Below are 14,393 nucleotides of genomic sequence, written 5' to 3' on the forward strand. Positions count from 1 at the left end.
TCTTTTTCTATTCATCCACGAAATCAGCGCACGCGCCGGAATCGTCGAATATGTAGCGGGTACCGTCGATTACCGCGGTGCCGGTCGCCATGGCTCCAGAGGAGGGGTCAAGATAGTACCATGACCCTCCGTTCTCGAGCCAGCCCGTTGCCATCATGCCTGATTCGGGATCCATCCAGTACCAAGCTCCTCCCGTGAGCAACCAGCCGGTTTGCATGGCTCCCGATCCGCTCAGGTGATACCAAGCGGTTCCTTGTTTCAGCCAGCGGCTCGACTGCATGGCCCCGGAGCCTTCGAAGTAGTACCACTTGCCGTCCGCCGCCTTCGCCCAGCCCGTGGCCATGGCGCCGGAGTCGGGGTCGAGCCAGTACCAGGAGCCGCCCTTGCTCAGCCAGCCGGTCTGCATCGCGCCGGAGCCGGAGAGGTAGTACCAGGAGGAGCCCTGCTTCATCCAGCCGCCGGAGCGCATGGCGCCGGAGCCTTCGAAGTAGTACCACTTGCCGTCGGCCGCCTTCGCCCAGCCCGTGGCCATGGCGCCGGAGTCGGTGAGCCAGTACCACGTGCCTCCCTGCTTGATCCAGGAGTTTTGGGTGGCGGATGCGCTGTTCGCGAACCAGTACCATGATCCGCCCAGCGTCTTCCACCCCTGATAGGCCTGTTTGAGCCCTTGGTAGTACAAGACGAGTCGGGGGTCGTGATTGAACGCGTGGTACGTGGCGGCGTCCTTCATGACGTTCAGATGCAGGCCATCTCTCGCGAACGTGGCCACGACGGCCCCGTATCCGTTCGCCGACGCTTCCGGCGCGGTGAAGTAGCGGACGCCGAGCCGGTCAAGGGTCTTGGTCGCGTATTCGGGAAGATTGCTGCTGTTGCCCGTCTGCACGGCGTACGTGGGGGAGAGTGCTGTCAGGTAGGACGGCGTGTTCGATCCGCTCAGGCCGTGATGAGCCAGCTTGAGCAGATCGACGTGGCCTATCATGCCCGAAAGCCGATCCTCGTCTCCATCGTAGTTGTTAATGTCTCCTGCGAGGAAGGCGGTGGAGCCGCCCGCCTTCACCTTGACGCCCCAGGAGAAGTAGTTCGCGTCGGGCACGGGGTTGAACTTGTAGTCGTCTCCGTAGTTGACGATCTCGATGTTCATGTCTCCTAGGGTGAAGAAGGGGCTTCCCGTGGTCGAGGGGTCGGGGGCGTGCTCGTGGATCAGGTTGGGATCGACCGACCGGGTGACCGCGATGCCCTCTTCTGGCAGTAATTCGGAGTTGTACGGATCGTCCTGGTCGGTGGGGTCCACGCCGAAGCGCTCCATCACGCCTTCGGCGTCCAGCACGTCGGCTTGCGGAGCGTCGCCGACAGCAGTCAAGTCGCTTTGAGCTTCGACGGGGTTCGGCGCGGGTTCCACGGGCGCGTTCGGATCCAGGTTTTGGATCAGGATGGCGCCCGTCTCTTTCGCCGCAGCGATAGCTCTGTCGTACACGTACTGGTTGTCCCAGAGGCGAGCTTCGTCCGATATGAATGAATCCTGATATTCAGCCAGGTACACGCGCTGGGGGCGGAACTCGCGGATGATCTCGTCGGCGGAGCCTATGTGGTCGCTGTGGGGATGCGTGCCGAGGTAGAACTCGAGGTTGCCCGAATTCACCCCGAGGTTTTTCAGGTATGCGACGACAGCATCCTCGACGCCGCTCCCTTTTACGATTCCGGGGCGGAGCGGGTAGCGTGGATCCGATCCGTCAGGGTAATCGCTGTCCTCGCCTGAATCCACGATGCCGAAGCGGCCGTTGCTCTCCAGGACGATGGCGTCCGTGCCGGCGAAGGGGAGGATATGGATGTGCGTGCCGGCGCTCGCCGCTTCGGTCTGGCTCTGATCAGCGTACGCAGTCGGTGGGCTTGCAAGCGCCGGAGCCGCGCAGGCGACTGCGAGAACGATTGCGAGCATGGTTCGGAAGGCGCAGGGGCGCGGCAAGCGCATGGGATTCACGGAAGCCTCCTTGACGATGGCGCGCTGGGCGTGCGGGTTCGTTGCTTTCGACGGGTCGCTTGGATATTCTCCTCATTATACGATTTGGTCCTGGTTCTTCGGTAATCAACGCTAAAATAGGGCTTTGCAATTGAGGAACTCGACGGGATTGGGCGGATGCGGCCGATTACCGGGCACATTTTGATGACGTGAAGAAATCCGAGGTAGGACTTGCCATGGAGCGCCTGACGATAGACGACATGAAGGAAATCCAGCTTGAGCTGATGGACGAGCTGGACAGGGTTTGTCGTGAGCAGGGCATAACGTATTTTTTGGCGTACGGCAGCCTTTTAGGTGCGGTTCGCCACGGCGGGTTCATTCCGTGGGACGACGACATGGACGTCGTGATGCTGCGCGCCGACTACGAGCGTCTGATTGCAGGGTTCGACGAATGGAAGTCGAGCGATCGCTTCTCCTTGGCGTGGTATCGGGACGGAAAGTCCATCTACTCCTTCGTCAAGCTGGTCGACACCACCACGCGCGTGCTGGAGAATTTCGTCGACAAGAAAACGTCCACGGGCGTGTGGGTCGATATATTTCCGCTCGAAGATTTGAAGCCCGGCGACCGACGTCCTTATCGAAAGAATGCCCTCTTATCGCTGGTGCGCGGCTTCATCGTCGCCGATCCGTCGGTGGGGTCGAGCGCCTTCGTGAAGCTCGTCAAGCGCATCGTGTGTCCGTTCGCGCGCAGGCTCGATGCGTTGAAGTACGCTCGCGCCATCGACGAGAACGCTCGCGATGCCAACCGGGGGGAAAGGTCGGACGTGGTGGCCGACATCGTCGGCACGGAGAACAAAATCGTCGAGTTTCCCAGAAGCCTGTTCGACCCCGTCGAGATGCCCTTCGAAGATCGGGTGTTCCTGGCTCCGGCGGGCTATGAACGATTCCTGGAGCTACAGTACGGAGATTGGCGGGCGATTCCGGGCGACGATGATCGGGAGATCCATACGTTCGAGGCGTATCGTCTATGAAGCCGACATCTTCCAAGATGCGAGACGTGCCGCCCCTGTCCACCAAGCAGAACATGCTGTGGAACTCTGCGGGGTCGATGACGTACTTGGCCTGCCAATGGCTGGTCACGGTTCTCGTTGTGAGGTTGTCCGCGGGCTACGACGATGCCGGCCTGCTCTCTTTGGCCATGTCGGTTGTTGGCATCTTCGGCACGTTTGCGAACTACAAGATGGGGACGTATCAGATTTCTGATATCAGGCGCGAGAACGACCTCGCCGAATACCTGGGCTTCCGTTGTTTGACGCTGGGCTTGGCTTTCGTTGCGTGCATGGTGTACGCCTATCTAACATGCGCCCCGTACGCGCTGGCCACCATCGCGCTTTTCTTCGTGTTCAAGGCCGTAGGCTTGCTGATTGACATCCTGCACGGTGCCGACCAGCAGCATCGCCGTATGGACTATATAGGAAAGTCGTTCATCGCCCAAGGCTTGAGCACGCTCGCCGCGTTCGTAGCGGTTTTTTGGTTCACGCGGAACCTGAACCTCGCTATCGTGGGGATGACCGCTTCGGCGCTCGGAGTCCTTGTGCTGTTCGACATACCGAAAGCTGGCCAGTTCGAGCGCGTCTGCTTGCGGCTATCTCGCAGCAAGGCGCTCTTCTTTCTCAAGGTGTCGTTTCCCGCCGTGCTGGCCTCTTTGGCCGCTAGCGCGATTTTCGCCATCCCGAAGCAGTATCTGGCCATGACCTCGGGGGATGCGGCTCTCGGCATCTACGCGTCGGTGGCCGCGCCTGCGCTCGTCATCCAGATGGGAGCGATGTATTTGTACGGCCCTCTCCTCGACGTCTTCCCGCGCCACTTCTTCGACGGGGATCTTTCGGGTTTCCTCAAGCTGCTGGGGAAAACGATCGGCGGTATCGTCTTGGTGGGGATCGCCTGTTCCATTGTCTTGGAGCTCGTCGGATCGTGGGCTTTGCAGCTTTTGTTCGGTTCCAGCATCGAGCCGTACGTCTATCTTCTGCAGCCCATCATCCTATCCACGATACTGACGGCTTTTCTCTGGTTTTTCGGGGATTTGTTGATCACGTTGCGCAACTTCAAAGCCAATTTCATCGGCAACATCGTCGCGCTTGTCTCGGTGCTGGCGGTCACGTTCCCGTTCGTGAACCTGTGGGATATGAACGGGGTGAGCTTTGCCGGAGCCGTTGCCTGCCTGGCGGGCGTGCTGACCCTTCTGGGATTCCTCATAGCCACGGTGCGGCGCGGGCCTGCTCGCGCGCACGGGGGCAATGGAGAAAGGACGGACGGATGATACGTGTTCTGCATGTCATTGGCGCTATGGATCGAGGGGGCGCCGAGACGATGATAATGAACCTGTACCGCGCCATCGATCGAACGAAGGTGCAGTTCGATTTCCTGGTTCACGAACAGCGCGTGTGCGACTACGACGAAGAGATCAAGGATTTGGGAGGCGAGGTGTTTCGCGGGCTGCCTCGTTTCAAGGTGGTGAACTATTCTACGTATCGCGACGAGTGCCGCGACTTCTTCTCTCGTCATTCCGAGCATCCCGTCGTGCATGGGCATATCGGAAGCTGTGCCCCGGTGTACCTCAGGGAGGCGAAGCGGCAGGGCCGGGTGACGATCGCGCATAGCCATTCCCAGAAGTTCCCTCTTTCCGTTACGGAGCTGGGATTCAGGGCGTTGGCGTATCCCGTCCGACGCGTGGCCGACAACTTCATCGCCTGCTCCATGGAGGCGGGGGTTGATCGGTTCGGAAAGGCCGTCGTCGAGGGCGAGCGGTTCCATCTGTTGAAAAACGCCATCGACGTCGATTCGTACGCCGGCGACCCTTCCGCTTGCGAGCGTGCCAAACGATCTCTTGGATTCGCCGGCGTTCCGTTGATTGGACATGTGGGCAGATTCGATCCGGTGAAGAACCACCTGTTCCTCGTCGAGACGTTCTCCGAAGTGAAAAGGCGCATTCCCGATGCCAAGCTGCTGCTGGTGGGTCGAGGTCCTTTCGAGGGCGGTGTTCGCCAAGCGGTCGAGGATGCCGGCCTTGAAGGCGATGTGGTGTTCTTCGGAGTCACCGATCGCGTGCCCGACGTGCTGAAGGCCCTCGATGCGTTCGTGTTCCCCTCGTTTTCGGAGGGCCTGCCTATGTCCGTGATGGAGGCTCAGGCCGCCGGCGTGCCGTGCGTGTTGTCCACGGGGGTTCCCGAGTTGGCGGTTGCGGTTCCTTTTGCGGTCGAGCGGCTGCCTTTGGAGGCCGGAGCGGGGGCGTGGGCTGATGCGGTTGAGCGCGCTCTGTCGAAGCGCTTCGACCGGGCGGAAGCTGCCGCGGCCGTGCGCCTGTCGGGTTTCGATATCCGCGACACGGCCGCATGGCTCGAATCGTACTATCTGGATCTGGCTGAAACCCAATAAAAAGCAAGGGAAGGTGCGAAAGCGGTGCAATACGAACAGGACGTGCTGAGGAAGCTGCAGCTTGCGGAATTGAGCATCCTCCGCGACATCGATTCGGTATGCCGATCGGAGGGCATACCGTACTTCCTGGAGTGCGGCACGCTTTTGGGCGCCGTTCGGCACGGAGGGTTCATTCCGTGGGACGACGATATCGATGTAGGGATGCTTCGACCTGATTACGAACGCTTCTTGAAGGTGGCTCCGAAAGCGCTTGGAGAAAGGTATGCGGTGTGCGAGCCTCGGGCGAATTCCCGTTGTGCTGGCATGTTCGCGAAAGTTTGGAAGCGTGGCACGAAGTTCTTCACGGCGGAAACCATGGAGGCGGGAATCGATCAGGGCATCTTCGTGGACGTGTTCCCCTACGACATCCTCCATGCCGACGAGAGCGTTGCTACTCGGCAGATTCGGCGATGTCGAGCATGGCAAAGCGCGTCTTACCTGCTGCACGCTCGGCATGTGACCGTGCCCCATTGCGGCATCCTTGGTGCGCTCGAAAGAGGTGCTTGCTCGGTTGCCCACGTGGGTGCAAAGGCGTTTTTGAACCACGAGCGTGTCGTGAGGTCGTTCGAGGCTTGGGCGCTTCGAGGTTCGGAGCGTCCCGGCAGTGATTACATGAGCATGGCGTACGTTACTGATTCGGCGTTTCCTGCGGACGAGCTTTCGCCTGGTCGTGAGATGCTGTTCGAAGGGTTCTCGTTTCCCGTTCCCGCTCGAGCGGAGTCTTATCTTGAGAGGGTATACGGCTCGAGTTGGAGGGAATTGCCCCCGATTGAGGCTCGTCGCAACCATGCTCCAATTGAGCTCGACTTCGGAAGCGATTAGGCGCTGCGGATCGGAAGCTCCCGATAAGCTTATGTTCAAAAAGTACACCTACTTTACAGTATTGAACAAATCTACTATGCTTCGTTTTGCTATTCGATAAAGTCGACGAGGAAGCGGAGCGTATGGTCGCGGCAATTTCACGAAGAAGGTTCTGCTGGATTGCCGCGGGCGCGCTAGCCGTCTTGGCGCTGCCCGGCTGCAGCTCGGCGAACGACGGCACCGTCGTCATCTACTCGTGTGCCGAAGGCGTGCGCAACGAGTCGCTGATCACGGCGATGCATGCGCGTTTCCCAGAGTACGACATCCGCCTGCACTACATTCCCACGGGCAACTGCGCCGCGAAGCTGAGGATGGAGGGTTCGCAATCGGAGGCCGACATCGTGCTTGACCTCGAAGGCGGTTACATCAAGCAGGTGTCGGAGTGGCTCGACCAGCTTCCCGCGCAGGATGCGAAGCGCTACTGCGCCGACCTGGTGGATCCCGACCATCGCTACTTCCCCTTCGCGCGTGAGAGCGCATGCATCGCCGTGAATGAGACGACGCTTTCCGCGCACGGCCTCGAGGCCCCGCAAAGCTACGAGGATCTGACCGATCCTCAGTACAAAGGGCTGGTTACGATGCCGAATCCAAAATCGTCGGGCACGGGCTATAACTTCGTCAAAAGTCTGGTGAACGCTTGGGGCGAGGACGAGGCGTTCGACTACTTCGACCGTCTGGCCGACAACGTGTACCAGTTCACCTCATCGGGATCGGGCCCGGTGAACGCGCTCGTTCAGGGCGAGGCCGCCATCGGCCTGGGCATGACGTTTCAGGCCGTGTCCGAGATCAACCAGGGCGTGCCGCTGAAGGTGCTGTTCTTCGAGGAGGGCGCGCCGTGGGCCGTATACGGCATGGGCATCGTCGAAGGCAAAGGCTCGCGCGCCGCCGTGCGCGAGGTGTTCGACTGGCTTTCCACCGAGGGCGTCAAGATCGACAACGAGACCTACGTGCCCGATCAGGTGCTCGCGGACTTCAAGGCCGAGATCCCGAACTACCCGACCGATATCGATTACGCCGACATGACGGGCATCACCGACCCCGACGAGAAGAAGAGGCTGCTGGGAAGATGGAAGTACTGATGACGAACGAATCGAAGGCGCCGGCCGCCGGCGGCGCGCCGAAGAAGCTGTCCGCGCGCGGCCTCGTGAAGCGCTTCGACGGTAAGGAAGTGCTGCACGCGCTGGACTTCGACGTGTTGGACGGCGAGTTCCTCTCCATCCTTGGCCCGTCGGGGTGCGGTAAGACCACCACGCTGCGCATCCTCATCGGCCTCTTGATGCCCGACGAGGGTACGCTCACGCTCGGCGGGCGCGACATCACCACGGCGCCTCCTGACGACCGCGGCATGGGCATCGTCTTCCAGAACTACGCGCTGTTCGAGAACATGACCGTGCGTGGAAACGTGGAGTATGCGCTGAAGTTCAAGCCCGAGCTGAAGGCGCGTCGTCGTGAGATCGCGCAGGGCGTGCTGGAGCAGCTGGGGCTTGCAGAGCACCTCGACAAGAGCGTGCGCCAGCTTTCGGGCGGCCAGCAGCAGCGCGTGTCCATCGCACGCACGCTGGCGCTGAACCCCGAGGTCATCCTGTTCGACGAGCCCATGAGCGCGCTCGACGTGGAGACGCGCCTGTCGCTGCGCCTCGAGCTCAAGCGCATCCAGCGCGAGTTCGGCACCACGATGGTGTACATCACCCACGACCAGGAGGAGGCGTTTGCGCTGTCCGACCGCGTGATGGTGATGGGCGAGGGCAGCATCCACCAGCTGGCCGCGCCCGACGAGATCATCGCCAACCCGGCCGACGACTACGTCGCCGACTTCGTGGTGAAGAACCTGCGGATCAAGATGGATTCGCTCGCCCGCTTCATGGATCGGTAGGCGGCCGTGAGACGGGCAGGGAAACTCAACCTCACGCGCATCGTGCTGGCGGCCTTCTTCCTGGTCGCGGCGGTGCTGCCGCTCATTGGCATGTTCTCGCGGCTTGCGAGCCCCGAGGCGCGCGCCGTGTTCGGCACCGAGCAGTTCGCCACGGCGTGCCTCAACTCCATCGGCGTCGCGTTGACCTCGACGGCCATCTCGCTCGCGTTCGCGCTGGCGATGTCGTGGGTGCTCTGCCGTACTAATGTGCGGGCGAAGGGCGTCATCGCCGTGGTCATGACGCTGCCCATGCTCATCCCGTCGCTCGCGCTCGGCATGGGCCTGGTGTTCCTGCTGGGCTCGAACGGCGTCATCACGAACGCGCTGGGGCTGGACTTCTCGCTGTACGGGTTCTGGGGCATCGTGATGGGTTCGGTGCTGTACTCGTTCCCGTCGGCCTTCCTGCTGCTGTACGATGTGCTGAAGTACGAGGACGCCTCGCCGTACGAGGCTGCCGACGTGCTGGGCGTGCCGAAGCGCAGCCAGTTCTTGCGCATCACGATGCCGTATCTGCGCAAGCCGCTCATCTCGGCGGTGTTCGCCACGTTCACGCTTGTGGTGACCGACTACGGCGTGCCCCTCATGGTGGGCGGCAAAACCACCACGCTTCCGGTGCTCATGTACCAGGAGGTCATCGGCCTGCTGAACTACGACACGGGCGTGGCTATCGGCTTCGTGCTGTTGATCCCGGCCATCGTGGCTTTTCTCATCGATGTGCTCAACGCGGACAAGGGGAAAAGCTCGTTCGTGTCGAAGCGCTTCTCCATCGCCCGAAGCGCCGTGCGCGACGTGCTGGGTTACGCGCTGGCCGCCATCGTGTCGGTCGCTATTATCTTGCCTCTGGGTTCGTTCGTGCTCGTGTCGTTCGTAAAGAAGTACCCCGTCGACATGGCCGTGACGTTCGACAACGTCGGCCGGGCGCTCAACATGAACGCGGGCGATTACTGGTTCAACTCCATCGTCATCGCCTGTCTCGTGGCGCTCGTCGGCACGACGTTGGCGTACTTCGCAGCGTATATAACCGCGCGCATGGGGGGCCGCTTCGCGAAGCTGCTGCATCTCGTGTGCATCACGACGCTGGCCATCCCGGGCCTCGTGCTGGGCCTGTCCTACGTGCTGTTCTTCAAGGGCTCCGTCCTGTACGGCACGTTGGCCATCCTCGTCCTGGTGAACCTCGTGCACTTCTTCGCCTCGCCGTACCTGATGGCGTACAACTCGCTGGGCAAGGCGAACGAGAACCTGGAGGCGGTCGGATCGACTATGGGCATCGGGCGCGCGAGCATCCTCAAAGACGTGCTGATCCCCCAGACGATGGATACGATCATCGAGATGGCGGGCTACTTCTTCGTGAACTGCATGGTCACCATCTCGGCGGTGGCGTTCCTCGCTACGACGCTCGACATGCCGCTTGCGCTGCTCATCACCGATCTGGACGCGCAGCGTCTGACGGAGTGCGCCGCGTTCGTGTCGCTGATCATCCTCCTTACGAACATTGCCTCGAAGCTCGTGCTCGCAGGCATCAAAAAAGCTATTCATCGCGCGGAAGCGCCCGAGGCCTTCGCGGCCTGACGCGTCCGTCGCTCGAACGAGAGGGATACTGCTGCCATGGAACGTTCTCTTGGTGTGAAGGATTTCAAGATACTGACCGCGCTCGAGGAGCGCGTCGACGAGGCGCTCACGCAGCGCGAGATCGCCACGGCGGCCGATTTGTCGGTGGGCACGGTGAACCGTGCGATGGCCGACCTGCACGAGCGCGGCTTCGTGCGCGAGGGCATGCTGTCGGCGGCCGGCTTGGAGGCGCTCGAGCCCTACCGTGTGAAGCGTGCGGTGCTGATCGCCGCCGGGTTCGGCTCCCGTCTGGTGCCCATCACGCTGAACACCCCGAAGCCGCTCATCCGAGTGCAGGGGCGGCGCATCATCGACTCGCTGCTCGACGCCGTGTACGCGGCGGGCATCGAGGAGGTGTACGTGGTGCGCGGCTATCTGGCCGAGCAGTTCGACCAGCTGCTGTACAAGTACCCCGGTCTCAAGTTCATCGAGAACCCCTTCTACAACGAGGCGAACAATATCTCGTCGGCCGTGGCGGCGAAGGATCTGCTGCAGAACGCTTACGTGTTCGAGTCCGACCTGCTGCTGTACAACCCGAAGCTGATCACGAAGTACCAGTACTCGTCGAACTATCTCGGCGTGCCCGTGCAGGTGACTGACGACTGGTGCTTCCAAACGCGCCGCGGTGTGATCACGGGACTGTCGGTAGGCGGGACGGACTGCCATCATATGTTCGGCATCTCCTATTGGACCGAAGAGGACGGCAGGAAGCTGGCCGACGACGTGCCGGCGACGTTCGCCATGCCCGGCGGCAAGGAGCGCTATTGGGACGAGGTAGCGCTGCGATACTTCGCCCGCAACTACGAGGTGGTCGTGCGTGAGTGCACGTTCGACGACGTGATCGAGATCGACACGTACCGCGAGTTGCAAGAGCTTGACAAAGCGTACGTGTGACACGGAAGGTCCGATACCGTTCGCTCACGCGTTCAGCTGCTTCGGCGCGTCCGACATACGCCATCTGTCGAGAGGTCTTCGGGAGGGGCTCGTTTACTGATATACTCATCAGCGGTAATATTTGCGACAACGCATCGTAGTAGCAACTGACAGTTCGAAGTACGGAGGTGCTCCATGCACCAGGTTTCATCCCGATTGTCCAAGCTGGCCTTGTCGGTTATGCTGGCTTTCGCGCTCGTTCCCACGGCTTCCGTGGCCGCGATGGCCGATCCCCAGATCTCCGATCCGGCATCCGACCCGGTCATCCAGTCGCCTTCCATCGATCAGGGTGTGTCGGAAGAGGCTCCCGCTTCTACCGAATCGTGGCAAGGGGAGGGCTCGGAGCCCGCTGAGGCGGACGAAACCGCCCAACCCGATAGCGAGGCCGAAGCCTCGGCGGCGGCTCTCGGTCCCGACCGGCAACCGGTGGGCTTCGTGTACTTCGACGAAAGCTCCCCCAGCGCGGGCGGTTCCCAGCTCGTCGTGGTTGCGCTGGACGACGAGTCGATCGAGCTGACGTCCGCAGAACTGACGCTGACGGCTCCTTCGGGCGCGTCGGTCAAAGCGACCGCTTCCGAGTACGCGGGCAATGCGGCGCTCTTCTCCGTAGACGTTCCGGAGGCCGGGGAGTACCGTCTCGAACGGATGGAGGGCGCGTCTGCCGCCGACAGCCGCACGCTGCTGGTGGATCTGTCCTCCTGTGAGGGCGAGCCCTACGCGTTCATGGTGGCCGAGCCGCAAGCCGAAGCGTTTTCCCTGTCCGATGAGTCGACCGGCGGCGTGTCCGTGTACGCACTGACCGACGACGGCCAGCTTGAGGAGGCATCGTCCTTCGAGGAGGCTGCGCAGCTGTCCGCCGAAGCGGCTTCTGCCGTCGCAGGTCGTTCGGCCGCCTCGGGCGCGCGCAGCCCCTCCGGCAAGTTCGTGGTTGCCTTGGATCCCGGCCACGGAGGTAGCGAGCCCGGGGCTTCGGCCAACGGTTTGGTTGAGAGGGAGCTCACATGGAAGATCGCGTTGTACTGCAAGGAGGCGCTGGAGTCCTATGCGAACGTCGAAGTGGTGCTGACGCGTGGAAGCGACGAAAAGGTGAGCCTTGTTGAGCGCGTGAACCGCGCGGTTGACGCAGGAGCCAACGTGTTCGTCAGCTTGCATCTTAACTCCGGACCTGCTTCGGGCAACGGTGCCGAAGTGTGGTATCCGAACGACAGCTCGTATCGTCACGAGCTTCACGAGGAGGGCGCACAGCTCTCCAGCAAGATCCTGGAGAAGCTGACTGCACTCGGCTTGACCGACCGCGGCATAAAAGTGCGCGATTCGGAGCGCGTGGATGGCGAAGGCCCGTTCTACTATCCCGATGGCAGCATCCAGGACTACTACACGGTCATCGAGGCAAGTCGCGAAGCCGGCATCGTGGGCATCATCGTCGAGCACGCATTCCTGTCTAATAAGAGCGACAGCGACAAGCTGAAAAGCGAGGCGTTCCTGAAGGAGCTGGGCTACGCTGATGCCGAGGGCATAGCCGAGACGTACAAGCTCTCTTCTGGGTGGGAAATCGACAACGGCCGCTGGAAGCTGAAGCTGGCCGACGGTACGTATGCTACGAGCAGCTGGCAGCAGGTCAAGGGTAAGAAGTACTGGTTCGGGGCGGATTCGTACGCCGTCACCGGATGGCAGACCATTGATGAAAAGCGCTACTATTTCGACAGCTCGTGTGCCTTGCGGACAGACGGGTGGTTGAAAGACGACGGGTCCTGGTATTGGCTTTCGTCTTCCGGCGTCATGCAGACGGGGTGGTTGAAGCTGGGTGGAACGTGGTACTGGCTCGATCCGCAGACTGGCAAGATGGCAACGGGCTGGACGACGGCTTCGGACGGACATCGCTACTACTTCGACGGATCGGGGGCCATGCAGACGGGTTGGGCGAAGGTAGGCGGAACCTGGTACTACCTGTCCGGCTCCGGGGCGATGCAGACGGGCTGGCTGAGCAAGGGCGGCTCCTGGTACTGGCTCGACCCGGAATCCGGCGCCATGGCCACGGGCTGGGAGAAGGCCTCGGACGGCAAGTGGTACTACTTCGAAGGCTCCGGCGCCATGCGCTCCGGCGGCTGGATGAAGCAGGGATCTTCCTGGTACTACCTCTCCGGCTCCGGGGCGATGCAGACGGGCTGGCTGAGCAAGGGCGGCTCCTGGTACTGGCTCGACCCCGAGAGCGGCAGGATGGCCACGGGCTGGGAGAAGGCCTCGGACGGCAAGTGGTACTACTTCGAAGGCTCCGGCGCCATGCGCTCCGGCGGCTGGATGAAGCAGGGATCTTCCTGGTACTACCTGTCCGGCTCCGGCGCGATGCAGACCGGCTGGCTGAGCAAGGGCGGCTCTTGGTACTGGCTCGACCCCGAGAGCGGGAGGATGGCCACCGGCTGGGCGAAGGCGGCCGACGGCAAGTGGTACTACTTCGAAGGCTCCGGCGCCATGCGCTCCGGCGGCTGGATGAAGCAGGGCTCCTCCTGGTACTACCTGTCCGGCTCCGGGGCGATGCAGACGGGCTGGCTGAGCAAGGGCGGCTCCTGGTACTGGCTCGACCCCGAGAGCGGCAGGATGGCCACGGGCTGGGAGAAGGCCTCGGACGGCAAGTGGTACTACTTCGAAGGCTCCGGCGCCATGCGCTCCGGCGGCTGGATGAAGCAGGGCTCCTCCTGGTACTACCTCTCCGGCTCTGGGGCGATGCAGACCGGCTGGCTGAGCAAGGGCGGCTCCTGGTACTGGCTGGACCCCGACTCCGGCGCGATGGCCACGGGCTGGGAGAAGGCCTCGGACGGCAAGTGGTACTACTTCGAAGGCTCGGGCGCCATGCGCTCCGGCGGCTGGATGAAGCTGGGCGGAACCTGGTACTACCTCTCCGGGTCGGGCGCCATGCACACCGGCTGGCTTGATCTGGGCGGCAAACGCTACTACCTAAACGAGTCAGGGGCGATGATCACCGGAAAGGCGACTATCGACGGCGAGACCTACCGCTTCGATTCGTCGGGCGTGCTGCTGCCGTCCGACTCCATCATGGGTCCTTCACTTGCGACGGTGGACCAGATGGTGGCGCTCTTCAACGCACAGGGTGTTCCTTATCCTGTTGATAAGTACACGTCGCGAGGGGCTGCCACCATCAAGGACTTTTGCCAGGCGCTGCTGGACCAGGCTCGATCCGAGGATGTCCGCGCCGAGGTGCTGTTCGCTCAGGCCATGGTGGAGACCGGATGGCTGCAGTTCGGCGGAGACGTGGACAAGAACGGCAAAGTGCAGTGCAATTTCGGAGGACTAGGCGCAACGGGCAACGGCGTTGCCGGAGACGAGTTCCCCGATGTGAAGACGGGGCTCTTGGCTCAGGCGCAGCACTTGAAAGGATACGCCTCGACGGCACCGCTCAATCAGCCCTGTGTCGACCTGCGGTTCAAGCATCTGAACGGCAAGCGCGGCTCGGCACCCACGGTCGACAAGCTTTCCGGCACCTGGGCGGCTGACAAGACCTATGGCACGAAAGTCATGAACGTTGTAGACAAGCTTTTGGGTTATTGATTCGGCGGCGACGGGCATCTCCTGCATTAATTCGGCGCGCTCTCCGAGAACGGGGAGCGCGTTTTCTATGTGTTCATATTTTGT

10 protein-coding genes are annotated in these 14,393 nt (G+C 61.9%); 9 read left to right on the top strand and 1 reads right to left on the bottom strand.

Annotated features, from left to right (window positions below; genetic code table 11):
* Positions 1–7: 7 nt before the first annotated feature.
* Positions 8–1,969 (bottom strand): MBL fold metallo-hydrolase, encoded by a 1,962-nt coding sequence (locus GT613_RS04205; protein WP_240132863.1) that lies wholly within the window; start codon positions 1,967–1,969, stop codon positions 8–10.
* Positions 1,970–2,193: 224 nt separating this feature from the next.
* Between GT613_RS04205 and GT613_RS04210 the strand changes: the two genes are divergently transcribed.
* The 9 genes from GT613_RS04210 to GT613_RS04250 all read left to right on the top strand — a co-directional run bounded on the left by GT613_RS04210 (position 2,194) and on the right by GT613_RS04250 (position 14,309).
* Positions 2,194–2,988 (top strand): phosphorylcholine transferase LicD, encoded by a 795-nt coding sequence (locus GT613_RS04210; RefSeq protein WP_009304099.1) that lies wholly within the window; start codon positions 2,194–2,196, stop codon positions 2,986–2,988.
* The gene (locus GT613_RS04215; protein WP_009607756.1) at positions 2,985–4,277 is read left to right on the top strand and encodes a lipopolysaccharide biosynthesis protein; all 1,293 of its coding nucleotides are present in this window, start codon (positions 2,985–2,987) and stop codon (positions 4,275–4,277) included. The genes GT613_RS04210 and GT613_RS04215 overlap by 4 nt, the downstream gene beginning before the upstream one ends.
* Entirely contained in the window at positions 4,274–5,392 is a 1,119-nt protein-coding gene (locus GT613_RS04220) for a glycosyltransferase (RefSeq protein WP_009304101.1), read from the top strand. The genes GT613_RS04215 and GT613_RS04220 overlap by 4 nt, the downstream gene beginning before the upstream one ends.
* Before the next feature lie 24 nt (positions 5,393–5,416).
* Complete coding sequence (locus tag GT613_RS04225; protein ID WP_009304102.1) at positions 5,417–6,253, top strand: phosphorylcholine transferase LicD; 837 nt, start codon at positions 5,417–5,419, stop codon at positions 6,251–6,253.
* 122 nt (positions 6,254–6,375) lie between these two features.
* On the top strand, positions 6,376–7,371 hold the full coding sequence (locus tag GT613_RS04230) for an extracellular solute-binding protein (protein ID WP_009304103.1): 996 nt from the start codon (positions 6,376–6,378) through the stop codon (positions 7,369–7,371).
* A complete protein-coding gene (locus GT613_RS04235) occupies positions 7,371–8,165 on the top strand; it encodes an ABC transporter ATP-binding protein (protein ID WP_009304104.1) in 795 nt (264 codons plus the stop codon). Before GT613_RS04230 ends, GT613_RS04235 begins: the two co-directional genes overlap by 1 nt.
* 6 nt (positions 8,166–8,171) lie before the next feature.
* Positions 8,172–9,773: an ABC transporter permease subunit gene (locus tag GT613_RS04240; protein ID WP_009304105.1), complete on the top strand. Its 1,602-nt coding sequence runs from the start codon at positions 8,172–8,174 to the stop codon at positions 9,771–9,773.
* 36 nt (positions 9,774–9,809) lie between these two features.
* Positions 9,810–10,706, top strand: coding sequence for a sugar phosphate nucleotidyltransferase (locus GT613_RS04245; RefSeq protein ID WP_009304106.1), 897 nt, complete (start codon positions 9,810–9,812; stop codon positions 10,704–10,706).
* Between the two features lie 174 nt (positions 10,707–10,880).
* Positions 10,881–14,309 (top strand): N-acetylmuramoyl-L-alanine amidase, encoded by a 3,429-nt coding sequence (locus tag GT613_RS04250; protein ID WP_161172513.1) that lies wholly within the window; start codon positions 10,881–10,883, stop codon positions 14,307–14,309.
* Positions 14,310–14,393 lie beyond the last annotated feature (84 nt).

Origin of the sequence: Eggerthella sp. BIOML-A4 (assembly GCF_009875575.1) — a bacterium.
GTDB lineage: Bacteria > Actinomycetota > Coriobacteriia > Coriobacteriales > Eggerthellaceae > Eggerthella > Eggerthella lenta.

Coding starts and splice junctions, on each gene's coding strand:
- GT613_RS04205 (WP_240132863.1), bottom strand. CDS start 1,969: ATGCGCTTGCCGCGCCCCTGCGCCTTCCGAACCATGCTCGCAATCGTT.
- GT613_RS04210 (WP_009304099.1), top strand. CDS start 2,194: ATGGAGCGCCTGACGATAGACGACATGAAGGAAATCCAGCTTGAGCTG.
- GT613_RS04215 (WP_009607756.1), top strand. CDS start 2,985: ATGAAGCCGACATCTTCCAAGATGCGAGACGTGCCGCCCCTGTCCACC.
- GT613_RS04220 (WP_009304101.1), top strand. CDS start 4,274: ATGATACGTGTTCTGCATGTCATTGGCGCTATGGATCGAGGGGGCGCC.
- GT613_RS04230 (WP_009304103.1), top strand. CDS start 6,376: ATGGTCGCGGCAATTTCACGAAGAAGGTTCTGCTGGATTGCCGCGGGC.
- GT613_RS04235 (WP_009304104.1), top strand. CDS start 7,371: ATGACGAACGAATCGAAGGCGCCGGCCGCCGGCGGCGCGCCGAAGAAG.
- GT613_RS04245 (WP_009304106.1), top strand. CDS start 9,810: ATGGAACGTTCTCTTGGTGTGAAGGATTTCAAGATACTGACCGCGCTC.
- GT613_RS04250 (WP_161172513.1), top strand. CDS start 10,881: ATGCACCAGGTTTCATCCCGATTGTCCAAGCTGGCCTTGTCGGTTATG.